Raw genomic sequence first — 25,023 nt, forward strand, 5'->3', positions numbered from 1 at the left:
GGACTACCGGCCCGCCGGCATCAGCGGCTTGGCCGCGTCCCGCGCCGCGGTCAGCGCGGCCTGCGGGTCGGCGCCCTGGTAGACGGCCTTCTCGACGGCGTCCATCATGCCGTCGCGGATCTGCAGGTAGGAATTGCCCGGGAAGGACACCCACGGCTCCAGGTGCGCGAGCTGCTCCACGTTCGGCTTGATCAGCGGGTTCTTCGCCGCCCACGCCTGCAGGCCGTCCGGGTCCTCCAGCAGGCCGGTGCGCAGCGGCAGGTAGCCGATCTTGGACGCGATCGTGGTGTAGGCCTCCTCGCTGGTGAGGAAGCGGATCAGCTCCCACGCCGCGCGCTGCTTGGCCGGGTCCTGGGAGAACACGAACAGCGACGCGCCGGAGTTGGTCGCCACCGTGGGCTTGCCACCGAACGACGGCATCGTGGTGGCCCGCAGGTCCCACTTGTCCTTGGCGCCCTTGATGAACGTGGCCTGGATCGCGCTGGTCTCCAGGATCATCCCGATGTCGCCGCGGGCGAAGGCCTCGTAGCCCTGCTGCTGCGTCAGCTTCGGCGTGCTGCCGGTGTTCACCATGTTCTGCGCCATCTTCACGACCTCGACCGCGGGCGCGTCGGCGAAGGCCAGCGACGAGCGGTCCTCGGAGATGACCCGGCCGCCGTTGCTGCGCACCAGCGACTGGAAGCACCAGTCCTTCGCGGTCTTGGTGAGGCAGTCGATGTAGGTGCCGTCCTTGCCGGTGCGCTGCTTGATCGCCTGCGACGCCTGCTGCACCTCGTCCCAGGTCTTCGGCGGGTTCGCCGGGTCGAGACCGGCCTGGCCGAAGAGGGTGGCGTTGTAGTAGAGCACCGGGGTGGAGAAGACGAACGGCACGCCGTAGGTCTTGCCGTCCCAGTCGGCCAGGGTGCGGGCGGTCGGGGCGAACGGGTACTTGGCGCCGTCGAAGTTGGCCTGCACCTCCTCCTTGCCGACCAGGTCGTCCAGGGGCTTGGCGCCGAGACCGTGGATGGTGAAGTCCAGGTCGGAGAAGCCCAGCTGGGCCACGTCCGGCGGGCTGCCCGCGGCCATCTGCGCCTGGATGCTCGGCACCGTGTCGGTGGCCGGGTTGGGGCTGTTGCCCTGCGGCTTCTGCGCGGTGACCTTGATGTTCGGGTGGGCCTGCTGGAACTTGCCGATCAGCTCGTTGAACGTGTCCGTCCACGCGCCGGCCTGACCGAAGTTGTAGCTTTCGAACACGATCGAGACCTGCTGGTCCGGCCGCAGCTCGGGGGCGCGCGCCACCGTGGTGGGTTCCTGGGAGGCGGTGCTGCCCAGGCCGCAGGCCGAGGTGCCCAGCACCACGGTCAGCGCGAGGGTGATCGGGGTTTTCCTCATCGGTAGTGCTCCTTGTTTCACTGGGGGAGAGCGGAGAGTTCGTCGAGGGCGGGCACGGGTTCCCACCGCAGCCGCCGCCCGGTGCCGCGGTCGAACAGGTGCAGCCGCCCGGGCGCGGCGGTCAGCTCGACCGCGTCACCGGCCGCCAGCCCGAGCGGGCGGGGACCGCGCACGCACACCCGGGCTTCGCCGACGGTGCAGTGCGCGACCTCCTCGCTGCCGAGGTTCTCCACGAGCCGCACCACGGCCCGCAGGCCCGGTCCGCGCGTGAGGTGCTCGGGCCGGATGCCCAGCACCACCTCGGCCGGAGGCAGGTCGGAGGTGATGCCCAGCGGCAGGCCGAAGTCCTCGCCGACGACGTGCAGGGCGCCGCCGCGGCTGACGACCGTGGCGGGCAGCAGGTTCATCGGCGGGGCGCCGAGGAACCCGGCCACGAACACCGACGCCGGCTCGTCGTACACCTCGGTCGGAGTGCCGACCTGCTCGAGCCCGCCCTGGTTCAGCAGCGCGATGCGGGTGGCCATGGTCATCGCCTCCACCTGGTCGTGGGTGACGTAGACGAACGTGGAGCCGAGCCGCCGGTGCAGTTCGGTCAGTTCGGACCGGGTCGCGGTCCGCAGCTTGGCGTCCAGGTTGGACAGTGGCTCGTCCATCAGGAACGCGCCGGGGTCCCGCACCAGGGCCCGGCCCAGGGCGACCCGCTGCCGCTGCCCGCCGGAGAGTTCCTTGGGGCGGCGGTCGAGGAGGCCGTCGAGGTCGAGCACCTGAGCCACCTCGGTCACCCGCTGCCGGATCTCGGTCCGGGGGCGGCGGCGCGCCCGCAGCGGGAAGCCGATGTTGCGCTCGACGGTCAGGTGCGGGTAGAGCGCGTAGCTCTGGAACACCATCGCCAGGTTGCGGTCACGCGGCGGGGTGTGCGTGATGTCGCGGTCGCCGAGGAGGATGCGGCCCGCCGACAGCGGCGCCAGCCCGGCGATCGCGCGCAGCAGCGTGGACTTGCCGCAGCCGCTGGGGCCGAGCAGGACGAGGAACTCGCCGTCGCCGACGTCCAGCGTGACCTCGTCGACCGCGGTGACCGCGCCGAACCGTTTGGTCGCCGCTTGGATCTGGATCCGGCTCACCAGTTTTTCCTCCCGGTCCTCGGGGAATCGCGGAATGCGTGTTTCGCGGCGCATCACAGCAGCCGCCGGTGTAGCGCAGGTGAACGGGTGGACACGGTTGCGGCGCGCGAAAGCCCAGTTCAGGGGCTTGTGCTGGGAGGATCGGAAGGAGTGGCGGATCGATCGGCGGGACGAATCGATAGGTTGTTCCGATCGGGCGAAAGGAATGCCCACGCCGCGCTTTTCCGGGTGCCGGGAACGGTTAGCGTGAGGCGGGTGTCCGCTCGCCCCCGGCTCGTGCTCGCGCTGATCTGCGTCGCCTCGTTCCTGGTCTACCTCGACACCAGCATCACCCCGGTCGCGGTGCCCGCCATCCGGGCCGATTTCGGCGCCGGCGCCAGTGTCGCCCAGTGGCTGCTCGACGCCTACACGCTCGCGTTCGCCTGCCTGCTGCTCACCGCCGGCTCGCTCGGTGACCGCCTGGGCCGCAAGTCCGTGCTGCTCGCCGGGATCGCGGGGTTCACGCTCGCGTCGGTGGCGTGCGCGGCGGCGCCGGGCAGCGGGGCGCTGATCGCGGCGCGAGCCGCGCAGGGCGTGTTCGCGGCCGCGGTGGTGCCGGTGTCGCTGGCCGCGACCGCCGGGTTGTTCACCGGCGCGCGGGCGCGGGCGAGGGCGATCGGCGTGTGGGGCGGGACCAGCGGGGTCGCCCTCGCGCTCGGGCCACTGCTCGGCGGGGCGCTGGTCGAAGGCGCCGGGTGGCGCAGCATGTTCTGGATCAACCTGCCGATCGGTCTGGTCGCGTTCTTCGGTCTGCTGTGGACGATGCCGCGCGTGGCGCCCGCGGGCGGCCGCCGGATCGACGTGGCCGGCCAGGCGCTGTTCGTGGCCGGCGCGGCGGCGGTGACCTACGTGCTCATCGAGGGCCACGTGCTGGGCTGGGACTCGCCGGTGGTGCTCGGCGTCCTGGCCGGCGGGCTGGCCGCGCTCGGGGCGTTCGTGGCCTGGCAGCTGCGCGCCGGTGAGCCGATGCTGCCGCCGCGCCTACTGCGGATCCGCGAGGTGGCGCTGGCGTGCGCGGTGAACTTCCTGGGCCTGTTCGGGCTGTACGCGGTGCTGTACCTGGTGACCGTGCACCTGCAGGAGGTACTCGGCCTGTCCCCGATAGCGACTGGGATGCGGTTCCTGGCGTTGTTCGGATGCCTCGGCGTCGCGGCGGTGCTGGCGTCCGCGGTGGCGTCGCGGCTGGGCACGCGGGTCACGATGGCGCTCGGGCTGGGCTGTATCACCGCAGGCCTGCTCGGCCTGACGCTGCTCGAGACCGGCGCCGGGTACTGGGCGTACGGATGGGCGCTGGTGCTGCTCGGGGTGGGGGTCCCGCTGTCCAGCGGGGTGGTCGCGATCCAGGCCATGATGGGTGCCGTGCCACCCGCGCTGAGCGGGACGGCATCGGGGAGCATGAACACGTTCCGCCAGTTCGGAGCCGTGTTCGGGGTCGCGCTGGCCGGTCTGCTGTCCCCGGGCCCGGGGACGCTGTGGGTGACGTTCGTGGTCGCCGCGGCAGGGGCATTCCTGGCCGGGGTGCTGGTGCTGGCCCAGCGTCCGGCGCCGGTGCGGGTGCCGGAGCCGGTCTAGCTGGCGGGTTGTACAGTGTTCTGCCGTGGACTGATCGCGGAGCGGCGCTCGGAAGCTGCCCGGGAAGCCGGCGAATGACCGCGGGGGAGATCCTTCTCGACACGTCAGCGGTGCTCGCGAGGCTGCGGAAGGAGCCGGGCGCCGAGGTCGTCGACCCGGTGTCGGCTGGTTCGGCGATGTCCGCGGTCGACCGGGCCGAGCCGGCGACGAAACTGGCGCATTACGGGCTGCCGGCGAACGCACGCTCACTCGCCCGCAGGCGCTCTCGCCACCGCCTCGATCCGGGAGCACCCGGTGACCGTGTTCACCGCCGACAGCGCCTGGGCGGACCTCGACGGGGTGGACGTCCCGGTCAAGCTGATCCGTTGACCATCCGGGAATGACAACGGCCCGCCCGGCGGCCTCGAAGGCGCACCGAGCGGGCCGGGAGCCCATCCTCAGCCGGGCAGCTGCCCCTGCGTCACCCAGGCCGCGATCGCCGGGCCGAGCACCGCGCTGTCCTTGATCCACGCGAAGTGGTCCAGGTGTTCCACACCCGCGCCGCGCTCGATGTGCCACCGCTGCGACGGCACGCGCGTGGCGAGGAAGTCGACGTTCGACTTCGGGCCCAGGGTGTCCTCGGCGAGCGAGATCAGCAGCACCGGCGCCCGCACCTCGCGCAGCAGCCGGTCGTAGTCGTGGCTTCCGCCGCGCGGGCGGTAGCGGCTGGTGCGCGAGTGCCGCGCCCAGTCGGTCATGACGCCGCCCGCCATCGCGCCCGGGATCAGCACCCCGCCGGGCCACCACCCGCGCACCTTCGCGACCAGCCCGATCCACTGGATCTTCCACAGCGCCTCGGCCCACCGCCGTGGCCCGAAGGCGCGCCAGAACACCGTCCCGGTGCCGATCGTGACCACCCCGGCCACCTCGTCCGGATGCGCCGCCGTGAACAGCAGCGCGATCTGCCCGCCCAGGCTGTGCCCGAACAGGTGCAGCGGCGCGCCGGGGAACCGCGACCGCAGCGCCGCGGTCACCGCGGGCAGGTCGGCCTCGATCAGCTCCCGGTACCCGAAGTCCGGGCCCTCCCGCAGCGCCGGCTTCGCCTCGCCCTGGCCGCGCAGGTCCACCGTCGCCACCGACAGGCCCGCCGCGTGCAGCGCCTTCGCCAGCGGCAGGTAGAACTTCGCCTTCATCGCCATCGCCGGCAGCACCAGCACCACCGGCGCCGCCGGGTCGGCCGCGGGCAGCAGCCGCACGGTGAACGTCGCGCCCTCGGACGCCACGGTCAGCGACTCCAGCGACGAGAACTCCGACGGGCGCCGGCCCGCCTCACTCACCGACACGGCCGGACTCCTTGAGGTTGCCCACGTACTCGAACGTGAACTTGGCGACCAGCACCTCGTCGTCGTTGTAGCACAGCGCCTTGCCGTCCAGGTCGAACCGGGTCGCGGCCGGGTCGCCCAGCACGCGGCGGATCTCGCGCTCGTCGACCGTGGCGATGGCGCGGATCCGGCCCGTGGCGGGCTTGCGGAACGAGCACCGCGCGTCGCGCAGCACCAGGAACTCCACATCGGACAGGCGGGGCGCGATGGCGCCGACGAACGCCGAAGCCCCGGCGATGTCCGCGGCGAGGAACAGCGCCCCGGCGTGCACGGTGCCGAGGTGGTTGAGCTGGTGGTCCGCGCCCGCCACTTCGGCGACCGCGCGGTCCGGGCCGACCTCGGTGATCGCGACGCCGGCGTGGTTGCCGAACGGCACCAAGGCGTCGGCGACCTCACGGATCTTGGCGTAGTCGGGCGTGCCGCCGCCGGCGCCGGCGAAGGCGTCGGCGAACCCGCCCAGTTCTGCGGTGACCATTCCAGTTCTCCTTGTCAGCGGTAGGGGCGCAGGACGCGGCGGGCGATCGACCACCGCAGCACTTCGGACGGTCCCTCGTAGATGCGGAAGGCGCGGGCCTCGACCAGGAACCGGGCGACGAGGTGGTCCTCGCACACGCCCAGCCCGCCGTGCAGCTGCACGGCCCGGTCCAGCACCCGCCACACCGCTTCGGACACGAACGTCTTGGTCACCGACGCGTGGTGCCGGGCCGCGCTGCTCGCCGGGCCTTCGGCGTCGATCACCTCCGCGCAGCGGGCGATCAGCGCGCGGGAGGCTTCGATGTCGATTTCGTTGTCGGCCAGGTGCCCCTGCGCCAGCCCGTGTTCGGCGATCCGCGCGCCGAACGCCTCGCGCCGCGAGATGTGCCGCGCCGCCAGCTCCTGGGCACGCGTGGCCAGGCCGAGCCAGCTCATGCAGAACGACAGCCGCGACGGCGCCAGCCGCACTTGCGCGTACTCCATGCCCAGCCCGACCTCCCCGAGCACCGCCGTGTCCGGCACGAAACAGCCGCTGAACTCGACCTCGCAGTGCCCGCCGGGCGCGCTGGTGTGGTCCAGGGTCGGCATCCGGCGCAGCACGCGCATGCCCGGGTTGTCGGCGTCGACCAGGAACATCGTCGGGCCGTCGTCGGTCCGGGCCACGCAGATGACGAACGCGGCACCGTCCGCGCCGGTGGTCAGGTGCTTGGCGCCGTTGATCACCCACCCGCCCGGCGCTTCTTCGGCGGTGGTGCGCAGCATGCCCGGATCGGCCCCGGCGCCCGGCGCCGGCTCGGTCATCGCGATCGCCGACCGCACCTCACCGGAGGCCAGCGGCGCCAGGTAGCGCTGCGCCTGTTCGGGGTTCGCGGCGTGGGCGAGCAGGTGGATGTTGCCGTCGTCGGGCGCCCAGCAGTTGAGCGCGAGCGGGCCGATCAGGCTGGTGCCCGCGGCCTCCAGGACGACGGCCTGGTCACGGGTGTCCAGGCCGAGCCCGCCGTGCTCGACGGGGGACAGCGGGCCGAACACGCCCGCCTCCTTGGCCGCTTTCTGCAGCTCCAGCCGCAGCGCGTCGTCCATCGGGCGGCCGTCGACGACGATCTCCCGCTCGACGGGCAGGACCTGTTCGGAAATGAAGCGACGGGTTCGCGCGGCGAGTTCCAGCGCGCTCGTGCTGACCATGCGGCCAGTCTGCGGCGGGCGCGGGACCGCTCCGGCGGGCATTGCCAGATCCAATCGCCCGAATCGAATCCGGTCCGCACCCGTGGCCTGGGACTGACGGGTCGTGACGCTGGAGTTCATGCGCACGCTGCACGTGGAGTCCAAGACCACCGAGGCCGACGGGGTCGTGTCGTTCGTCCTGGCCGGGGACGACCTGCCCGGCTGGGAGCCCGGCGCGCACGTCGACGTCGAGATCCGGCCCGGCCTGCTGCGCCAGTACTCGCTGTGCGGGGACCCTGCCGACCGCACCCGCTGGCGCATCGCCGTGCTGCGGGAGGAGGCGGGCCGCGGTGGCTCGGCCTACCTGCACGACGCGGTGCCGCAGGGCGCGACGTTGCGGGTCGGCGACCCGCGCAACAACTTCCCGCTCGTGCCCGCCCCGTGCTACCGGTTCGTGGCCGGCGGCATCGGGATCACCCCGCTGCTGCCGATGCTGCGCGCGGCCGAGAACGCCGGCGCCGAGTGGGAGCTGTACTACGGCGGCCGCCGCCGCTCCCGGATGGCGTTCACCGGCGAGTTGAGCGAGTACGGCTCCCGCGTGCGGATCCTGCCCGAGGACGAGCACGGGCTGCTGCCGCTGGCCGACATCGTGTCCGGCGACGCCCTGGTGTACTGCTGCGGGCCGGGGCCGCTGCTGGACGCCGTGGAACGGCTGTGCCCGGCCGACCGGCTGCGCGTGGAGCGCTTCCAGCCCCGCGAGATCGCCGACACGCCGGCGCGGGGTTTCGAGGTGGTCGCGTCCGCCTCCGGACGCACCGTGCGGGTCGCGCCCGGCCAGTCGGTGCTGGACGCGCTCAGCCGGTCCGGTGTCGCGATGCCGTCGTCGTGCCGGGAGGGGACCTGCGGCAGCTGCGAGACGACCGTGCTGGTCGGCGAGGTCGAGCACCGCGACTCGGTGCTGTCCGAGCAGGAACGCGCCGCGGGCAAGACGATGATGGTGTGCGTGTCGCGCGCGGTGTCGGACCGGCTCGTGCTCGACGTGTGAGCCGGCGATAGGCGTCCCCGATCGGCCGTTCGGGTTTGCTCGCGCGCGCGTGCGGGAGTGGTCTGGTCCAGGTCATGCTGGCGGGGCCAGCGCGGGCACCGGTCTGGAGCGCGTGCCTGGCGTATCACGCTCTCGGCAGATCGGATGAACCATGCAGCTCACTGTTCTCGGCTGCCGGTCGGGGATGCCCGCCGGCGGATCGCCCAGCTCCGGATACCTCGTGGACACCGGGCGGACCCGCCTGCTGCTCGACTGCGGACCCGGGATCGCCACCGCGCTGTCCGCGGTGGACGGCCCGCTGGACGGTGTGGTGATCACCCATCTGCACATCGACCACTGCTACGACCTGCTGCCCCTGGGCAAGGCGCTGCTCAAGCCGATGCTGCGCTTCCCCGGGGCGCCCGAGTTCGGCGGCGAATGCGCTCCGGTGCCGCTGCTCGTGCCGGCGGGAGCCAAGGAGCTGTTCGCGCGGTGGTCGCAGCTGTTCCCGATCGCGTCGATGCCGGTGCTCAACCGCGCGTTCGAGGTGGCCTACGACGTGCGCGAGTACGCGCCGGGTGAGCTGTTCGAGTTCGGTGACTGCGCGGTGGAGCTGCACGAGCTGGTGCACTCCGCCCCCAACTGCGGGATCCGCGTGACCGATGGCGAGCGGACCCTGGCCTACACCGGCGACACCGGCATGACCGACGCCCTGGTCAAGCTCGCCGCCCACGCCGACGTGTTCCTGTGCGAGGCGACGCTGCGCGCCACCGACACCACCGGCCACGGCCACCTCAGCGCCGCCGAGGCGGGCCGGGTCGCGGCGGAGGCGGCGGTGGGGGAGCTGGTGCTGACCCACTTCGCCTCCACCGAGCCCGACTGGCTGCACGGCCTGCTCACCGACGCCGGATCGGAGTTCGACGGCCCGATCCGGCTGGCCGAGGCGGGCAAGACGCTGACGTGCTGATCACCCCCGGCCCTTCTGAGGTCAGCCGATCCAAGTAGCGGGATCGCCCGGTCAGTCGATGCCTTCGACGATGCGGAAGTCGCGCTCGACGCCGTCGGAGAGGGCGGCCAGCGCCTCCTGGTAGGCCGCACTCTCGCGCGCCGCGACGGCCTGCTCGAAGCTGTCGAACTCGACGAGCTGCGCGTGCGGTCCTGGACGCCCGCCTGGTACTCCCGGAGGTCAGGACTACGAGCGGTTCCGGCACCCAGAGTGGCCTTCCAAACATGATCGGAATTGGACCTGTCCAAAGGCCACTTGCGTGTGGAAACCTCGACGCTGGTTGTTCGAAAGCAAGGTCGAACCTGGTGAGGTCTACCCGATGTACGTTCCCGCCCACTTCGCCCCCGACGAGGACGCGGTCCACTCGCTACTGGAGCATCACGGCGCCGCCGACCTGGTCACGTCCACTCCGGACGGCCTGGTGGCCACGACGCTGCCGTTCGTCTACGACCGTGCGCGGGGAAGGCTTCTGGGGCATCTCGCCCGCAACAACGACCACTGGCGCCGGACCGCGCTCGGTGACTCGCTGGTCATCGTGCGCGGTCCGGACTCCTACGTCACGCCCTCCTGGTATGCCTCGAAGGCCGAGCACGGGCGCGTCGTGCCCACCTGGAACTACGTCACCGCCCACGTGTACGGCACCCTGTCCGTCCACGACGATCCCGACTGGGTCGCCGACGTGGTACGCCGGCTCACCGATCACCACGAGGCCGGCCGGGCTGAGCCCTGGTCGGTCGACGACGCGCCCGAAAAGTTCATCCACGGCCAGCTGCGAGCCATCGTCGGGGTGGAGGTGACCATCACCCGCATCGAGGCGAAGTTCAAACTCAGCCAGAACCGCCCGCCCGCCGACATCGAGGGCGTGATCGAGGGTCTTCGCGCAGAGGGAGACGAGGCCGGCGCGGCCGCGGTCGCCGCCCACCGGCCCCGCAAGGGCGGTTCGTGACACACCAGAGCCGGAACGGCCACCCGGGACCGCCGAATCGCACCACTCGCGCTGCGTTGTCCCGCCGGCCGGCGGAGGCCCCGGTCCGGAGGACCTCCGCCAGCCGCGCCGGCTACAGCACCGACCGCAGGTGCTCCACCGCCGCCTGGTGGATTTCCGCGCTGCGCGGGATCGCCGCGGTGGCCCAGTAGGTGGCGTGCGCCAGGCCCGCCATGCGTTCGGCTCGAGCGTCCACCCCGGCCGACCGCAACGCGGCCGCGAAGGCCTCGCCCTCGTCGCGGAGCGTGTCGTACTCCGTGGTGATCACCAGGGTCGGCGGGAGGCCGCTCAGCTCGTTGCGGTCCAGCGCCAGCCGCGGGTCCACGGCGTCCTCCGGGCCACCGCAGTACTGCGCGCCGAACCACCGCAACGCGTCCAGGTGCAGCAGGTACCCCTCGGCGTACTCGCGCCGCGACGCGGTGTCGGCCAACGGGTCCACCAGCGGGTAGACCAGCACCTGCCCTCGCACGGCCGGCTCGCCCTCGTCCCGGGCCCGGATGACCGCCGACGCGGCCAGGTTCCCGCCCGCGCTGTCACCCATGACCGCGATCCGCCCGGGATCGCCGCCGTGCGCGGAGATCTCCTTGGCCGTCCACCGCAGCGCGGCGAACACGTCGTCGTGGGCGGCGGGGAACTTCGCCTCGGGGGCGAGCCGGTAGGTGACCGACACGACGATCGCTTCGGCGTCGAGCGCGAGGGCCCGCACGGGCTCGTCGACGACGTCGAGACCGCCCGCGACGAACCCTCCACCGTGGACGTACAGCACGACCGGGAACGGCCCGTCGCCCGGCGGCACGTAGATCCGCGCGCGGTGGGCCGGGTCCGGCCCGTAGGACACCTCGCTGGTCCGGGAGAAGCCGCGCTTGGGCTTCTGCAACCCGGTGAACGACGCGATCGTCTCGCGGGTCGCCTCGAGGCCGATCTTCTCGAACGACTGGAAACCCTGCTGCGCCAGGCCGTCGAGCAGAGCGGCGACGGCGGGATCGAGTGGCATGACGGTTCCTCTTTCAGGCGAAGACGCGGGAGGCGGACGACAGGGTGAAGCCCGCGTAGCCGGCGGCGACGACCTCGTCGCACTTGGCGCGGTAGGCCGGGGCGCCGCCGAGGTAGACCAGGACGCGGCGCGGTTTGCCGGGGATGTTGTTGCCCATGTACCAGGACGTGGGGGAGTCGGGCAGCAGCGTCGCCTCGGCCAGCTCGTTGGTGTGCGCGACCCACGCCCGCTCCGCTTCCGGCTCCGGCTCGATGACGTCCAGTCCGTTCTCGCGCAGGTGGTCCAGTGCGGCGACGGTGAAGTCGACGTGGTCCTCGATGGCCAGCGGCATGTTGTACAGCACCGACGGGCTCTGCGGGCCGGTGATCATGAACAGGTTGGGGAACCCGGCGGCCATCAGCCCGAGGTAGGTCTGGGGCCCGTCGGCCCAGTGGTCGGCGAGCCGGAGGCCGCCGCGGCCGGTGATGTTCATCGCCAGCAGCGGGCCGGTGCACGCGTCGAAGCCGGTGGCGAGGATCAGCATGTCGAAGTCGTGCTCGGTGCCGTCGGCGAGGCGTACCCCGGTGGGGGTCACCGCGGCGATCGGGTTGTCCTTGACGTCGACGAGGTCGACGTTGGGCCGGTTGTAGGCCTCGTAGTAGTCGGTCTCCAGCGGCGGCCGCTTGGTGCCGTACGGGTAGCCCTCCGGCGCGAGCAGCTCGGCCTTGGCCGGGTCGTGCACCCGTTCCCGGATCCGGTCCCGGATGTAGGCGGCGATCGTGTCGTTGGCGGCCTTGTCGAACAGGATGTCGCCGAAGGAGTCGATGAACAGCCGGAACCCGCCGCGGTTCCAGCGGTCGTCGAACACCTGCCGCCGCTCCTCCGGCGACACGGCCAGCGCCGAGGGCTGCACGTCGGAGTAGGGCACGCCGAGGAAGTGGTTGCGCGAGGCGTCCCGGATGGCGCGGTAGTCCGCCTTCTCGGCGGCCTCCTCCTTGGGCCGGGTCGGGTAGTTGCCGATCGGGGTGGCGTAGTTGGGGGTGCGCTGCAGGACCGTGAGGTGCCCGGCGGTCTTGGCGATCTCGCTGATCGCCTGGAGCCCCGACGAGCCGACGCCGATGATGCCGACCCGCTTGCCCGCGAACGACACCTCGTGGTGCGGCCAGTTGCCGGTCATCAGGACCTCGCCGGCGAAGTCCTCGACGCCGGGGAACTCCGGCTTCTTCGGCACCGAGAGGGTGCCGGCGCCGGAGATGACGAACCGCGCGCGGTGCGTCTGGCCGGTGCTCGTGGTGGCCGTCCACAGCGACTCGGCGTCGTCCCAGGTCAGGGATGTGATCCGGGTGTTGAAGCGGAAGCTGCGGCGCAGGTCGTAGCGGTCGGCGACGTGTTCGAGGTAGGACAGGATCTCCGCCTGCGCGGGGAACCGTTCGGTCCAGTGCCACTCCTGCTGCAGCTCGTCGTCGAACGAGTAGGAGTAGTGCACGCTCTCGATGTCGACGCGGGCGCCCGGGTAGCGGTTCCAGTACCAGGTCCCGCCGACGTCCCCGGCCGCGTCGAAGCCGATGACCCGCAGGTTCCGCTGGTTGCGCAGGACGTGCACAGCGTACAGCCCGGCGAAACCGGCGCCGATGACGATGGCGTCCTGGGTGGGCGGTTCGGGTGACACCACTGATCCAGCCTCCTCGATGGTTCGGGTGTGATCGCCGCTACAGCCTGCGGTGGCGCGCGGCGGGCCGGACAGGGTGAGATCACCCCATCGGCCACCCCATCGCGGTCCGGGACACCCCCGCGTGTCCTACGGTGGGAGCCGCGGTGTCCAGCGGCGGGCGCGTGATGGGAGGCGTCATGGGTGACGGTGCCGGAGGGGGGCTGCGGCATCCCGCCGTGGCGCTGACCAGCTTTGTCGGCCGTCGTCAGACCTTGGCGCAGCTGGACGCCGAGCTGCGCGCCCACCGGCTGGTGACCGTCACCGGTCCGGGCGGGGTGGGCAAGACTCGCACCGCGATCACCGCCGCCGACCGGACCAGCCTGCCCGGCGGGGTGCGGGTGGTGGAGCTGGCCAGCGTCACGCACGACAGCCAGGTCGCGCCCACCGTCGCGACCGCGATCGGCGTCTCCGACCAGTCCAACCGGGACGCCGTCGACCGGGTCGTGGACCACCTCTCCGGCACCAGCACGCTGCTGGTCCTGGACAACTGCGAGCACGTGCTGGACGCCAGCGCGCGGCTGGTGCTGCGGCTGCTGGAGGCGCTGCCCGGCCTGCGTGTCCTGGCCACCAGCCGGGAGCCGTTGGGCATCGGCGGGGAACGCGTGCACCTGCTCGCGCCGCTGGCCGTGCCGGAGGAGAGCGACGCGGCGGGCACCGGCGCCCTCGACCACGTCCCGGCGGTCCAGCTGCTGGTCGACCGTGCGCGCGCGGTGCTGCCGGACTTCACGGTGACCCCGGAGAACCGGGCGGCGGTGGTGGCGCTGTGCCGCCGCCTCGACGGGCTGCCGCTGGCGATCGAGCTGGCCGCGGTGCGGTTGCGGTCGTTGTCGGTGTCGGAGGTGGTGCGGCGCCTGGACCGGCGGTTCCACCTGCTCGCCGGGACGGACCCGGCGGCGGATGCGCGGCAACGGTCGCTGCGGGCCCTGATCGACTGGAGCCACGACCTGTGCACCCCGGACGAACGCCTGCTGTGGGCGCGGATGGCGGTCTTTCCCGCCTCGGTCGACCTGGAGACGCTGGAGCGGGTGTGCGGGTTCGGCGACCTGGCCGGGGACCGGCTGTTCGACGCGCTCGACGGACTGGTCGGCAAGTCCGTCGTGGTCGCCGACCGCAACGGCGAGCAGGTCCGCTACCGCCAGTTCGTGACGCTGCGCGAGTACGGCGCGGAACTGCTGGCAGCCTCCGGTGAAGCGGATTCACTGCGGCGACGGCACCGCGACCACTTCATCGACCGCGCGGCGGAGTGTGTCGGCCGGTGGTGTGGCCCGCACCAGGCCGGCGACCTGGCGCGGTTGCGGGAGGACCACCCGAACCTGCTGGCCGCGCTGGCTTGGTCGGCCGAAACCCCGGGCGAGGCCCCGGCCGGGGCGCGGCTGGCGTCGCTGCTGCGCTACCACTGGATCGCCGGCGGGTTCCTCAGCAACGGGCGCCGGTGGCTGGAACGCTTGCTCCCTCAACTCGAGCCCGGCAGCCCGGAACGTGGCGAGGCGCTGTGGGCGGCGGCGTGGGTCGCGCTGATCCAGGGCGACCGCATGGTGGCGAGGGGGTATCTGAAGGAGTGCGCGGTGATCGCCGACGCGCTCGGGGATCCGGGGCTGCGCGGGCACGTGCGGTTGTGGCGGGCGCTGCTGAACCTGTTCGAGGGCGATCTGCAGGCCGCGATCGGACTGTACCGCCAGGCGATCGCGATCCACCGGGCCGGCGGCGACACCGGGCTGGCGCTGACCGCGTCCTTCCAGCTGGCGATGGCGCAGGCCTACGCGGGCCGTCCACGGGAGGCGCTGGAGACGTGCTCGGCGGTGATCGAGGAGGCCTCAGCCGTCGGGGAACGGTGGAACCGGGCCTACGCGCACTGGGCGGCGGCCATCAGCCACCTGCACCTGGGGGAGGTGGCCGCGGCGCGGACGGCGATCGCCGCGGCGATGCGGATCGAGCAGGACTTCCGCGACGGCGTGTGCACCGCGCTGTGCACCGAGGTGTGCTCGTGGGTGGCCGCCTCGTCGGGCCACGCGGCCGATGCCGCGGCGCTGGAGGGCATGGCGGCCTCGGTGTGGCACCGGATCGGCACGTCGCTGCAGGCCTTCGGACCCCATGCAGCCCGGGAGGGACGACGGCACTCCACGGCAGTGGACGAACAACTCGGAGCGGCCACCGCCCGCGCCATCCGCAAGGACCACGCCGACGTCACGCTGCCGGACGCCGTGCGGCTCGGGCTCGATCTCGTGGTGCGCCAGAGCGGACGTGGCCGCCCGATGCCGCCGCGCGAACCCCGCGTGCCGGAGTCGCCGTTGACCGGGCGGGAGCGGGAGATCGCCGTGCTGATCGCGCGGGGCCTGAGCAACAAGGCGATCGCGGAGCGGCTGACGACTCACCGCGCACTGTGGACGGTCACGTGGAACGGATGCTGCGCAAGCTGGACTTCACCTCCCGCACGCAGATCGCCTCGTGGGTGGCGGCGAGCAGCGCGGCTCGCTGACGCACATGACCGGCGGCGTCAGCCGCTGAGGAAGTCCACGCCGGCCGGCCCGCTGCGCGAGGTGCGTACCGCCACGCCGTTCGCGTCCACCTCGACCACGACCTCCTCGCCGCACGTCAGCCGTCCCCGGTAGACGCCGGGCGCGGGCAGCGCGGTCCCCGGTTCCACGCGCAGCCGGCCGTTGGTGAGCACGCCTTCGACGCGGTGCGGCCGTCCCAGCGCCCGCGCGGCTCCGGCCACGTCACCGGCCCGCAGGCACGACCGGACGTGCGTGGACGACACTAGCGGCAACAGGTCCACCGGGTGGGTGGTGAAGCCGTAGTTGCGTCCGAGCCGCCGCAGCGTGTCCGGAGTGCCCTCGCCGCGGTGGCCGAACGTGAAGTTGCTGCCCACCACCACGGCCGCGGCCCGCAGGCGCCCGGCCAGGATCCGGGCGACGAAGTCCAGGGGTGACATCCCCGCCAGCTCCCGGGTGAAGGACAGGACGCACACCGCGTCGACACCGAGTTCCCCGGCCAGCTCCGCGCGCCGCTGGACAGTGCTGAGCGCGTCGGTGCACCGCGGCGGCCCGACGACCCGCGCCGGGTGCGGGTCGAAGGTGACGAGCACCGTCGGCAGGCCGCGGGCCCGGCCGATGCCGACGGCCTCGCCGATGAGCCGCGCGTGCCCTCGGTGCACCCCGTCGAACACGCCGAGGGTCACCACGCACGGCCCGAGATCGGCGGGCCCGGTGTCGCGCCACACCGGGCACAGCGTCGCGGTCATCGCGGCTCCTCGCTGGTGTCGCCGGGTGCGGCGCCCCGGGGGAGGAGGCGCCGCACCCGGCGGTGGTGGCCCGGCGACGTCGTTGTCCACCCGGGCCCCGCCGTGCGGTCGGCCGCCGTCAGCGGCGGCGTTCCGGGTTGAACAGGTCCGGCACGGTCCAGCCGTCGAGGTCGTACTCGGCCATGCACTGCTCGGCGAAGCCCTTCATGCCGTCGGCCTGACCCGACTGCTGCGCGGCGAACAGCAGTTCGGCGCGCACGCCCTCGTGGTTGCCCGAGTAGTTGCGCTCGTACAGCTCGTGCCTGCCGCCGAACTCGCTGCCGATCGAGTCCCAGATCAGCTTCATCAGCTTGACGCGCTCGATCGCGTCGATGCCGTTGGAGCCGCGCACGTACTGGTCGAGGTAGGGGCGGATCTCCGGCGAGGCGAAGTCGTCGGCGTGCGAGGGCAGGTAGATCAGCCCGGATCCGAGGTCCTGCATGATGATCTCGCGCACGCGGGGGTAGCCGACGGTCATGAACCAGCGGTAGGCCAGGCCGTAGTCCAGGTGCGGCAGGACCGCGCCGTCGATCCACTCGTCGGGCCGCGCGGCCATCGCGTCGGACAGCGCCCAGAACAGGTTGCGCCACCCGACGACCTCGCCGACGCGGGTCTGGATGCCGCGGAAGTCCTTGGTGCCGGTGACTTCCACGCCCTTCATCAGCAGGCCGGCGATGAAGTCGAGCTTGACCGCCAGCCGGGTGACGCCGTGGAAGGTGAAGCGGTGCAGGAAGCCGGAACCGGGGAAGAACGTGCTGGCCTTCTCGGCGTCGCCGTAGATGAAGACGTTCTCCCACGGGATCTTCACCTTGTCCAGGATGAAGATCGTGTCGTTCTCGTCGAACCGGGACGACAGCGGGTAGTCGAACGCGCTGGTCGCGCTCTGGGCGTAGGACTGGCGGCAGATCAGCTTCATGCCCGGCGCGCCCATCGGCACGGTGCACACCAGCGCGAACTCCCGCTTCTTGATGGGCAGGCCGTAGTGGGCGATGAAGTTGTAGTTCGTGATCGCCGAACCGGTCGCGACCACCTTGGCGCCGGAGACGATCAGGCCGTCGTCCTTCTCCTCCTCGACGTGGATGAAGATGTCCTTCACCTCGTCGGGGTTGCGGTCCCGGTCGACCGGCGGGTTGATGATCGCGTGGTTCCAGTAGAGGACCTTCTCCTGCGACTCGGTGTACCAGCGGCGGGCGTTGTCGGCGAAGGGGGTGTAGAAGTCGGAGTTCGCGCCCAGGGTGCCGAGGAAGGCGGCCTTGTAGTCGGGGCTGCGGCCCATCCAGCCGTAGGTCATGCGGGCCCATTCCGCGATCGCGTCCCGGTCGGCGAAGAGGTCTTCCCGGCTGCGCGGGGTGCGGAAGAACGGGTGCGTGAAGCCGCCGCTGCCGGTGTCCGTCGGCGCGGTGAGCACGCCCTGCTTGTCCGGGTCGTGCAGGGCGTCGTAGAGGCGCGCGGTCATGCGCGCCGAGTTGCGGAACGCCGGGTGGGTGGTGACGTCGTCGACCTTTTCGCCGTAGATGAAGATCTCGCGACCGTCCCGGATGCTTTCCAGGTACTCCTCGCCGGTCATCGGGCGGGTGGTCCGGGTGGGGGTCACGGCTTCGTCGGGCTGGTGGATCGCCACGGGATTGGTCCCTTCGTCGTTGAACGGGATCGTTGTGGTGGGGGGAATCAGACGGCCGCGGGAGCGGCCGGGAACCAGCCGATCTCGGGGCAGTCGAGGGAGACGGCCCAGTGCGAGCCGTCGTCGGCGGGGCCGAGTTCGCGGAAGCGGCCCGAGTGGAACAGCAGCGGCTCGGCGTCGGTGATCTCGAGGTCGACGACCTCGCCGAGCACGATGAGGTGGTCGCCGCCGTCGTAGGTGCGCCACGGCAGGCACGAGATCGTCGCGGCGTTGCCGAGCAGCACCGGCGCCGTCGGGCCGGTGCCCCAGCGGGGCCCCGGGTGCTGCGGGCGGCCGGCGAAGTGCATCGCCGTGTCCAGCTGGTTCGCGGCGAGGATGTTCACCGCGAAGGGGGACCCGGCCAGGTATCCGCACGCCTTGGAGGTGCGCGTCAGCGTGACCTGGCAGAGCGCGGGCTCGAGCGAGACCGCGGTGAACGCGTTCACGGTCGCGCCGTGGGGTTCCCCGGCGCTGTTCCGGCAGGTCACCACCGTGACACCGGTGGCGAACCGGCCGAAGCCGGCGCGCAGCTGCCGCTGATCGAGCGTCATCGTCGACACCTCCTGTACGCTATGCGTACTAGCTGTCCGCTTTGCGTACACGAGAAGGGTGCCCGCTGGTGGGTGAGCGAGTCAATACCTCGCATGCGGGAAGATGGCGGCCATGACCACCGAGGGGAATCCGCGCGACCTCATCCAGAGCCTCGAGCGGGGCTTCGCGGTGCTGCTCGCGTTCGACGCGGAACGGCCCAACCCCACGCTCGCCGAACTGGCGGCCGCGACGAACCTGTCACGCCCGGCGGTGCGGCGGATCCTGCTGACCCTGCAGCACCTCGGCTACGTGCACGGCGAGGGCGGGCGCTGGACGCTGACGCCGCGGGTGCTGAGCATCGGGCAGCACTACTCCGCTTCGCACGGGATGATCGAGATCGCGCAGCCGCACCTGCTCCGGCTCGCCGAGCAGACCGGCGAGTCGGCGTCGCTGGCCGCGCTCGACGGCACCGAGGTCGTCTACGTCGCCCGCGTGCCGGTGCGGCGGATCATGAGCATCAACATCTCGATCGGGACGCGCGTGCCCGCGCACTCGACGTCGATGGGCCGCGTGCTGCTCGCGTGGGCGCCGGACGAGGTGGTCGACCACGTCATCGCCGCGGGACTGGAGGCCCACACCGAGCACACGGTCACCGACCCGGACGAGTTCCGGCGCCGGCTGCGCGACGTCCGGTCGCTGGGCTACTCGGTGGTCGCGGAGGAGCTGGAGAAGGGCCTGCTCTCGGCCGCCGCACCGGTGCGGGACTCCTCGGGGGCCGTGGTGGCCGCCCTGGCCTCCTCGACGTCCAGCGGACGCTCCACTGTGGAGCAGCTGCGCGCCGACGTGGTGCCGCTCCTGGTCAAGACGGCGGAACGCATCAGCGCCGACTTCGGCCACCGGCAGGGCGTGACGTCCGGACCGCTCGTCCGGAAAGGACACGAAGGCTTCTTCTGACGGTCGCCGGCATCCCGAGCGGCCGGAGCCGGCGGACCGGGTGGATCGCGCGCTCCGGACCCGGCGGGCGCGCGATCCCCGGTCGTCTCACACGCGCTTCGCCAGCAGGTGTTCGACGAACCAGTCCCGGGCCGGCGGCGCCGAGCACTCGAACCCGGGCCCGTGGTAGGCGTCGAAGTGGCCGCCCGGGATCAGGACGAGCTTCTTCGGGTGCAGGGCCTCCTCGTAGACCTGCGTGGCCAGCTGCCCGTCGGCCAGCCGGTCGAGCGGGGCGACGATCATGAGCAGCGGCGTCGGCGCGATGAGCCGCGCCCAGCGGCCCGGCTCGTACCCGCGCAGGAACTCCATCGACAGCAGCGTGACCTCGTTGCGCCACGCCGGCGCCCGCTGCTCGGCGGTGGTCGTGCACCACTCGTAGGCGTCCGGCGTCGGCAGCGCGGCCGCACCGGCCGGATCGGTCGTCACCACCGGCAGCATCGACGGCTCCGCGCCGGCCAGCCGGGCCCGGCGCTCGGCCGCGAACACCGCGTCCAGCTCGGCCCAGCGATCGATCCGGATCAGCTCCTTGAACGCCATCGACCCCGACACCGGCGGCACCTGGCTCACCACCGCCTTCACCCGGCGGTCGATGCCGGCCACGACGAGGGCGTGCCCGCCGGCGTAGCTGGAACCCCACAGGCCGATCCGCTCGGCGTCCACCTCCGGCCGCGACTGCGCGTAGGTGATGGCGTGCTGCACGAACCGGACCTGCTGCCACGGGTCGATCTCCAGCCGCGGGCACCCCGGCACGGCGTCACTGGCGCCGAACCCGGGGTGGTCGTACACCAGGCACGCCAGCCCGGCCGCCTGGAACAGCTCCGCGTAGCTGTCCAGGTACATCTCCTTGACGCCGGAGAACCCGTGCTGCAGCACCACACACGGGGCCTCGCCGGTCGCTCCCTCCGCCGGGTAGAACCAGCCGCGCAGCGTCGTGCCCTGCGCGGTGAACTCGATGTCCTCACGTGCCACGAAATCCTCCTCGATCCACAGCGGCTTCGCCGGTCAGCCTGACTCGGGCGCGGCGCCGACCGCCTGCACTTGCCTGCCAGCGACTGGTCCGGCCGTGCCAGCACCGGCCCGGTGGTCGCGCGGGGTGCACCCGTAGCGCGCGCGGAAGGCACGCGTGAAGTGGCTGGCGTCGGCGAAACCCCAGCGCAGGGCGATGTCGGCGATCGGGTCGTCGCCGGTGGCGAGGTCACGGCGCGCGCGGGCGAGGCGGCGGTCGCGGACGAACGCCGCCACTGTCGTCCCGGCCCCGGCGAACACGCGGTACACGCTGCGCACCGACATGCCGTGCGCGGCGGCGATGGCCGCCGGGGTGACCTCGCCCGAGGCCAGGTGCCGTTCGATCCACGTCTCCATCAACGCCAGCGGCGCCGGTGCGGTGTCGTGCCGGGCCGCCGCCGCGAACAGGTCGAGCGCCGCGGACCGCGCGGTGGCCACTTCCGCCGGGCCCAGGCGGTCGAGCGTGCGGGACAAGATGTCGAGGTAGCCGGTGAACAGCCGGACCGCGGGCGCGGACCCGTCGAGCACGACTGTCCGGAACAGACGGTGCCCGCCGGGCACGTCGGCGAGCGCGGCGACCGGGACGATGAGCGTCTGCTTCCGCTGCGGCGCGTGCACCTCGAACCGGGCCGGGCGGTCGCTGCGCCACACCACCACGTCGCCCGGCCGCAGCTCAGCGGTGGCCTCGCCGAGCGCCACCGTTTCCCGCCCCCGCCGGACGACCATCACCCCCAGGTACGGGCGTCCGGTGCGGGCGGCGCGACGCGGCCCCCGGCGGCCGCTGCACGGGTCGCACGCGGTGTCCACGAGGACGACGTCGTCGATGCGCCGCCGCCGGATCGAGGCCCGGAACGACTCGGCCGGCCTGCCGAGCCGCACCGCCATGTCCACGTGCGTCTCGGCGACCAGTTCCTCGAGCCGGGCCTCGCGCTGGGCGGCGGGCACCGCGGTCAGATCGTGGAAGTCAGCCATGCGGGATCTTGAACGGCTGGGTGGCGCCGGCGTCGAGCACCATGGTCGTGCCGGTGACGTGGCGGGACTCGTCGGAGGCCAGGTACAGGACGGCGTTGCTGATGTCGTCCACATCGAGCCACGGGATCGGCAGCGCGTTGAGCGTCTTCATCCCGACGGCGGCCTGCTCCCGGGTCGCGCCCTCGATTCCGCCGAGGAACAGCTTCCAGGAGGCTTCGTTGGCCACCATGGGGGTGTCCACAGTGGCCGGGTGGATGGAGTTGACGCGGATGTGGTGCGGCGCCAGCTCGATCGCGAGCACCCGCATCAGCCCGGTGACGCCGTGCTTGGCCGCGGTGTAGTGAGCCAGGTGGGGGAAGCCGATCAGGCCGGCGATCGAGCTGGTCAGGATGATCGAGCCGCCGCGGCCGCGCTCCACCATGGACGGCGCCGCGGCCCGGACCGTCTTCCACACGCCGGTGAGGTTGATGTCGAGGACGTCGTGCCACATCCGCTCGGTGAGCTCCAAGGCGGACCCGAAGCTCGCGATGCCGGCGTTGGCGCAGACGACGTCGATGCCGCCGAAGCGGGCCAGGCCCTCTTCGACGACCCGTTCCAGGGCGGCGAGATCCCGGACGTCGGCCTGCCGCGCCAGCACCCGCCCGCCGAGTTCCTCGACGCGCTTGGCGGTTTCGGCCAGGTCGGCGTCGGTCGCCCCGTCGTAGGGCGTGGTGCCGACGCTCTGGCACAGGTCGACGGCGATGATGTCCGCGCCCTCGGCGGCCAGGCGCAGCGCGTGCGCGCGTCCCTGGCCGCGGGCGGCTCCGGTGATGAAGGCGACTTTGCCTTCGGCTCGCTTCATGGGTGTCCTCCACGGATCGGGTGAGCGTCAGCGTGCCCGCGGCGCCGCGAGCTGTCTTCGGTCAACCGGTCAACCGCGGGGCGCCCGGTTGACCATCTGGCGGATACGCTGACGCCATGTCCACGGCGCCCGATGACGCGATCCGCGCGGCCACCAGGCACGTGGCGGCGGCGATGCTGCCCGAGCTGACCGCGATCGCCGACGGCACGGTCGCTCACATCGCGGCGGGCATGCCCGAGCTGGCCGAGCGCGACGCACTGGATCTGGCTCGCGCGACCGCCTTCGCCAACAGCGAGGCGCTGCTGCACGCCCTCGTCCGCGGCGACCAGCCGAAGGACGTGACCACCTCGCCCGAGGTGATGCGCTCCACGCGCTCGATGGTGCAGCACGGGCTCAGCCACGACGGGGTGATGCGCGGCTACCGGCTCGGCATCACCTACTGGTGCACGCGGTGGGGGCGGGCGGTCGAGGAGCACTGTCCCGACGCGGCGCTGGCGGTGCCGGTGGTCAACCACGGCACGACGTTCCTGTTGTCCTGGCTGGAACTGGTCAGCGACCGGCTCAGCGCCGAGTACCGCGACGAGGCCGAGCGGCTGGCCCGGGAGGGTTCGCTGGAACGCGCCGAGTTCGTGCGCCGCGTGCTGGCCGGGGAGACCGACGTCGCGGAGGTCCGGCTACGGCTGGGGTACGACCTCACCGGCAGCCACGTCGCGCTGGTCTTGAAGAACCCGCGGGAGGGCCAGCGGCAGCCGCTGGAATCGACGGCGCGGGCGCTGGCGGCCTCCCTGACCGCCGCTGCGCCGCTGGTGGTGCGGGTGGATGTGGACACCACGTGGTGCTGGGTCCCGACGCGCGACGCCGCCCGGTTGTCGTCGGCGGGCGCGCCGGTGCTGGCCGGGCAGGGGGCGCCCGCGGCCGGGCCGGAGGGGTTCCGGCGCAGCCACCGGCAGGCCCGGGAAGCGCTGCGAGTCGCGCAGCTCGCGAGCCGTCCGGCGGGAACCGTCACCCACTTCGCGGACATCGACGTGACGGCGCTGTGCAGCACCGATCCCGGCGCCTGCCGCACGTTCGTGGCCGAGACGCTGGGGCCGCTGGCCGCCGGCACCGAGGACGCCCGCCGCCTGCGCACCACACTCGCGGCGTTCTTCGACGCGGGCGGCAACTTCCGGGCCGCGGCAGCCCGGCTCGGCGTGCACCACAACACCGTCCGGTACCGGGTCGACCAGGCGGGCGCCCTGCTCGGTCATCCGCCGGGGGAGCACCGCCTCCGCCTCGAACTGGCGCTGCACCTGGCCGACCGCCTCGGGCTGGTCACGTGAGGGCGGCCGCGAACGAGTCGGAGGCCGTGGTGAGCCGCTCGTCCTGCGCCGGGGTCAGTTCGAGCGACGCCGAGGCCAGGAGCGCGTCGAGCTGGTCAACGGCGCTGACGCTGGCGATCGGTGCGACGACGGTCGGACGGCTGCGCAACCAGGCCAGCGCGACGGTGGCCGGCTCGGCCTCCAGTTCGGACGCGACCGCCTCGAGTTCCCGGACCACGGCGAACCCGGCGCCGGTGAGGTAGTCGCCGAGCAGTGCGCCGCGCGCGGTCCCCGCGGCATCGGCCGCCGAGCGGTACTTGCCGGTGAGGAAACCGGAGGCCAGCCCGGAGTAGGGGAGCACGCCCAGGTCGTTGCGCTCGGCCACCGGACGCAGGTCGCGCTCGAAACCGGTGCGAGCGAGCAGGTTGTAGTGCGGTTGCAGGGAAACCGGCGGTGCCGCGCCCAGGTCGTGCGCGACGTCCACCCACTCCTGGACGCGGTCGGCGGTGTAGTTCGACAGCGCCACGTGACGCACGAGTCCACGCTGGACGAGGCGGTCGAACGCGGCGACCGTCTCCTCCAGCGGTGTCGCCGGGTCGTCGACGTGGGCGTAGTAGACGTCCAGGTGGTCGGTGCGCAGCCGCTTCAGCGACCGTTCGGCGCCCGCCGTGATGTTGTCGGCGGTCAGTCCGGGAAAGGCGGGGTGGCCGGACACCTTCGTCGCGATGATCACCCGTTCGCGGTTGCCGCGTGACGCCAGCCACTCGCCGATCACGCTCTCCGACTCCCCGCCGCTGTTCCCGGGCGCCCAGACCGAGTACACGTCCGCCGTGTCGAGGAAGTTTCCGCCGCGCTCGACGAACGCGTCCAGGATGCGGTGCGACTCCGCGGTGCTCGCGGTCCACCGGAAGGTGTTCGTCCCCAGTGCGAGTGGGAAGACGTCGAGGCCGGATGATCCCAGAACGGGCATGGTGTGCTCCTTGTAGGATGAGCGAAACGGGGAACTCCCCGTTTCTCCGACAGTAAGCGGGGAGTTCCCCGTTTCGCAACCGGTGAGGGGTGAAGGTGGCCGCGAACACACCGAAGCGGCGTGCCGACGCACGCGAGAACCGCGACGCCATCCTGGCGGTCGCGCGGCGGGCCCTCGCCGAATCGCCTGAGATTTCCTTGAACGCGATAGCCAAGCTCGCCGGTGTGGGCAACGCGACCTTGTACCGGCACTTCCCGACGCGGGAGTCCCTGGTGCTGGCGGTGTACGGCCGGGATGTCGAGGAAATCCGCGAGGTGGCCGGCCGTCTGCTCGCCGAGCGCTCACCGTCGGAGGCGCTGCGGGAGTGGATGCGCGAGTTCGCCCGGTGCGTGCTGACCCGGCGCGGTCTGGCCGGCGCCCTGCGACTGGCGACGGGTGCGGACCGGGCGCAGTTCGCGGGCACCTACCAGGCGATGGCCGACGCTCTGGGGGAGTTGCTCGCGGCCAACGAGAGGGCCGGGACGGTGCGCCCGGGCCTGGATCCGGAGATCGTCCTGCTGGCCCTGGGCAGCCTCTGGCAGCTCGATCCGGACGGGGACTGGCGGAAGCAGGCCGACGGGATCATCGACCTGCTGATGGCCGGGCTCGCCGGGCGATGACCGGCGCCCTGATCTT

At 72.4% G+C, this 25,023-nt stretch carries 22 protein-coding genes and 1 pseudogene; 8 read left to right on the forward strand and 15 right to left on the reverse strand.

The window, feature by feature from the left end; genetic code table 11:
• Positions 1 to 3 precede the first annotated feature (3 nt).
• Both IE290_RS03520 and IE290_RS03525 read right to left on the reverse strand, forming a co-directional pair.
• Entirely contained in the window at positions 4 to 1,371 is a 1,368-nt protein-coding gene (locus IE290_RS03520) for an ABC transporter substrate-binding protein (RefSeq protein ID WP_191243028.1), read from the reverse strand.
• A 17-nt stretch (positions 1,372 to 1,388) separates the two neighbouring features.
• Positions 1,389 to 2,492 carry an ABC transporter ATP-binding protein gene (locus IE290_RS03525; protein WP_229874100.1) on the reverse strand — a complete coding sequence of 368 codons (1,104 nt, stop codon included), beginning with the start codon at positions 2,490 to 2,492 and terminating at the stop codon, positions 1,389 to 1,391.
• Between the two features lie 255 nt (positions 2,493 to 2,747).
• On the opposite strand from IE290_RS03525, the gene IE290_RS03530 reads away from it, so the two are divergent.
• Positions 2,748 to 4,103 (forward strand): MFS transporter, encoded by a 1,356-nt coding sequence (locus tag IE290_RS03530; protein ID WP_191243030.1) that lies wholly within the window; start codon positions 2,748 to 2,750, stop codon positions 4,101 to 4,103.
• A gap of 437 nt (positions 4,104 to 4,540) precedes the next feature.
• Here IE290_RS03530 and IE290_RS03535 read toward each other — a convergent pair whose 3' ends face one another.
• From IE290_RS03535 to IE290_RS03540, 3 genes are read right to left on the reverse strand one after another with little or no spacing between them, the layout of a single operon-like run.
• Complete coding sequence (locus IE290_RS03535) at positions 4,541 to 5,425, reverse strand: alpha/beta hydrolase family protein (RefSeq protein WP_229874102.1); 885 nt, start codon at positions 5,423 to 5,425, stop codon at positions 4,541 to 4,543.
• A complete protein-coding gene (locus IE290_RS37640; RefSeq protein WP_229874104.1) occupies positions 5,412 to 5,939 on the reverse strand; it encodes a PaaI family thioesterase in 528 nt (175 codons plus the stop codon). Before IE290_RS37640 ends, IE290_RS03535 begins: the two co-directional genes overlap by 14 nt.
• A 14-nt stretch (positions 5,940 to 5,953) precedes the next feature.
• Entirely contained in the window at positions 5,954 to 7,120 is a 1,167-nt protein-coding gene (locus tag IE290_RS03540; RefSeq protein WP_191243032.1) for an acyl-CoA dehydrogenase family protein, read from the reverse strand.
• 118 nt (positions 7,121 to 7,238) lie between these two features.
• On the opposite strand from IE290_RS03540, the gene IE290_RS03545 reads away from it, so the two are divergent.
• The gene (locus IE290_RS03545; RefSeq protein WP_191243033.1) at positions 7,239 to 8,144 is read left to right on the forward strand and encodes a PDR/VanB family oxidoreductase; all 906 of its coding nucleotides are present in this window, start codon (positions 7,239 to 7,241) and stop codon (positions 8,142 to 8,144) included.
• 151 nt (positions 8,145 to 8,295) lie between these two features.
• Complete coding sequence (locus tag IE290_RS03550) at positions 8,296 to 9,090, forward strand: MBL fold metallo-hydrolase (RefSeq protein ID WP_191243034.1); 795 nt, start codon at positions 8,296 to 8,298, stop codon at positions 9,088 to 9,090.
• A gap of 51 nt (positions 9,091 to 9,141) precedes the next feature.
• On the opposite strand, the pseudogene IE290_RS03555 reads toward IE290_RS03550, so the two are convergent.
• A pseudogene (locus tag IE290_RS03555) lies at positions 9,142 to 9,293 on the reverse strand (DUF1330 domain-containing protein); the annotation flags it as partial.
• Positions 9,294 to 9,448: 155 nt separating this feature from the next.
• Here IE290_RS03555 and IE290_RS03560 point away from each other — a divergent pair.
• Positions 9,449 to 10,075 carry an FMN-binding negative transcriptional regulator gene (locus IE290_RS03560; RefSeq protein WP_191243035.1) on the forward strand — a complete coding sequence of 209 codons (627 nt, stop codon included), beginning with the start codon at positions 9,449 to 9,451 and terminating at the stop codon, positions 10,073 to 10,075.
• Between the two features lie 112 nt (positions 10,076 to 10,187).
• Here the strand turns inward: IE290_RS03560 and IE290_RS03565 are convergent, their stop codons facing one another.
• Together IE290_RS03565 and IE290_RS03570 are read right to left on the reverse strand one after the other, a co-directional pair.
• On the reverse strand, positions 10,188 to 11,108 hold the full coding sequence (locus tag IE290_RS03565) for an alpha/beta hydrolase (RefSeq protein WP_191243036.1): 921 nt from the start codon (positions 11,106 to 11,108) through the stop codon (positions 10,188 to 10,190).
• 13 nt (positions 11,109 to 11,121) lie between these two features.
• Positions 11,122 to 12,756 carry a flavin-containing monooxygenase gene (locus IE290_RS03570; RefSeq protein ID WP_229874106.1) on the reverse strand — a complete coding sequence of 545 codons (1,635 nt, stop codon included), beginning with the start codon at positions 12,754 to 12,756 and terminating at the stop codon, positions 11,122 to 11,124.
• A 179-nt stretch (positions 12,757 to 12,935) separates the two neighbouring features.
• Between IE290_RS03570 and IE290_RS03575 the strand changes: the two genes are divergently transcribed.
• Positions 12,936 to 15,407 (forward strand): ATP-binding protein, encoded by a 2,472-nt coding sequence (locus IE290_RS03575; protein ID WP_229874109.1) that lies wholly within the window; start codon positions 12,936 to 12,938, stop codon positions 15,405 to 15,407.
• Here IE290_RS03575 and IE290_RS03580 read toward each other — a convergent pair.
• The 3 genes from IE290_RS03580 to IE290_RS03590 all read right to left on the reverse strand — a co-directional run bounded on the left by IE290_RS03580 (position 15,293) and on the right by IE290_RS03590 (position 18,289).
• Positions 15,293 to 16,039 carry a cytidyltransferase gene (locus IE290_RS03580; protein ID WP_191243038.1) on the reverse strand — a complete coding sequence of 249 codons (747 nt, stop codon included), beginning with the start codon at positions 16,037 to 16,039 and terminating at the stop codon, positions 15,293 to 15,295. The genes IE290_RS03575 and IE290_RS03580 overlap by 115 nt on opposite strands.
• A gap of 118 nt (positions 16,040 to 16,157) precedes the next feature.
• Entirely contained in the window at positions 16,158 to 17,645 is a 1,488-nt protein-coding gene (locus IE290_RS03585; protein WP_229874321.1) for a 4-hydroxyphenylacetate 3-hydroxylase family protein, read from the reverse strand.
• Positions 17,646 to 17,746: 101 nt separating this feature from the next.
• On the reverse strand, positions 17,747 to 18,289 hold the full coding sequence (locus tag IE290_RS03590) for a flavin reductase family protein (protein ID WP_191243040.1): 543 nt from the start codon (positions 18,287 to 18,289) through the stop codon (positions 17,747 to 17,749).
• A gap of 112 nt (positions 18,290 to 18,401) precedes the next feature.
• Here IE290_RS03590 and IE290_RS03595 point away from each other — a divergent pair, with 112 nt between their 5' ends.
• Positions 18,402 to 19,223 (forward strand): IclR family transcriptional regulator domain-containing protein, encoded by an 822-nt coding sequence (locus IE290_RS03595; protein WP_373300383.1) that lies wholly within the window; start codon positions 18,402 to 18,404, stop codon positions 19,221 to 19,223.
• An 87-nt stretch (positions 19,224 to 19,310) separates the two neighbouring features.
• On the opposite strand, the gene IE290_RS03600 is transcribed toward IE290_RS03595, so the two are convergent.
• From IE290_RS03600 to IE290_RS03610, 3 genes are read right to left on the reverse strand one after another with little or no spacing between them, the layout of a single operon-like run.
• Entirely contained in the window at positions 19,311 to 20,231 is a 921-nt protein-coding gene (locus IE290_RS03600; RefSeq protein WP_191243042.1) for an alpha/beta hydrolase, read from the reverse strand.
• A gap of 33 nt (positions 20,232 to 20,264) precedes the next feature.
• A complete protein-coding gene (locus IE290_RS03605) occupies positions 20,265 to 21,239 on the reverse strand; it encodes a helix-turn-helix domain-containing protein (RefSeq protein ID WP_191243043.1) in 975 nt (324 codons plus the stop codon).
• Entirely contained in the window at positions 21,232 to 22,080 is an 849-nt protein-coding gene (locus IE290_RS03610; RefSeq protein ID WP_191243044.1) for a mycofactocin-coupled SDR family oxidoreductase, read from the reverse strand. The genes IE290_RS03605 and IE290_RS03610 overlap by 8 nt, the downstream gene beginning before the upstream one ends.
• Before the next feature lie 116 nt (positions 22,081 to 22,196).
• On the opposite strand from IE290_RS03610, the gene IE290_RS03615 reads away from it, so the two are divergent.
• Positions 22,197 to 23,399 (forward strand): PucR family transcriptional regulator, encoded by a 1,203-nt coding sequence (locus IE290_RS03615; protein ID WP_191243045.1) that lies wholly within the window; start codon positions 22,197 to 22,199, stop codon positions 23,397 to 23,399.
• On the opposite strand, the gene IE290_RS03620 is transcribed toward IE290_RS03615, so the two are convergent.
• Complete coding sequence (locus tag IE290_RS03620) at positions 23,392 to 24,348, reverse strand: aldo/keto reductase (protein ID WP_191243046.1); 957 nt, start codon at positions 24,346 to 24,348, stop codon at positions 23,392 to 23,394. The two genes, IE290_RS03615 and IE290_RS03620, sit on opposite strands and share 8 nt — an antisense overlap.
• A gap of 95 nt (positions 24,349 to 24,443) precedes the next feature.
• Here IE290_RS03620 and IE290_RS03625 point away from each other — a divergent pair, with 95 nt between their 5' ends.
• Positions 24,444 to 25,007, forward strand: coding sequence for a TetR/AcrR family transcriptional regulator (locus IE290_RS03625; protein ID WP_191243047.1), 564 nt, complete (start codon positions 24,444 to 24,446; stop codon positions 25,005 to 25,007).
• The last annotated feature ends 16 nt before the right edge of the window (positions 25,008 to 25,023 follow it).

The organism is Amycolatopsis deserti (assembly GCF_014653945.1).
GTDB lineage: Bacteria > Actinomycetota > Actinomycetes > Mycobacteriales > Pseudonocardiaceae > Amycolatopsis_E > Amycolatopsis_E deserti.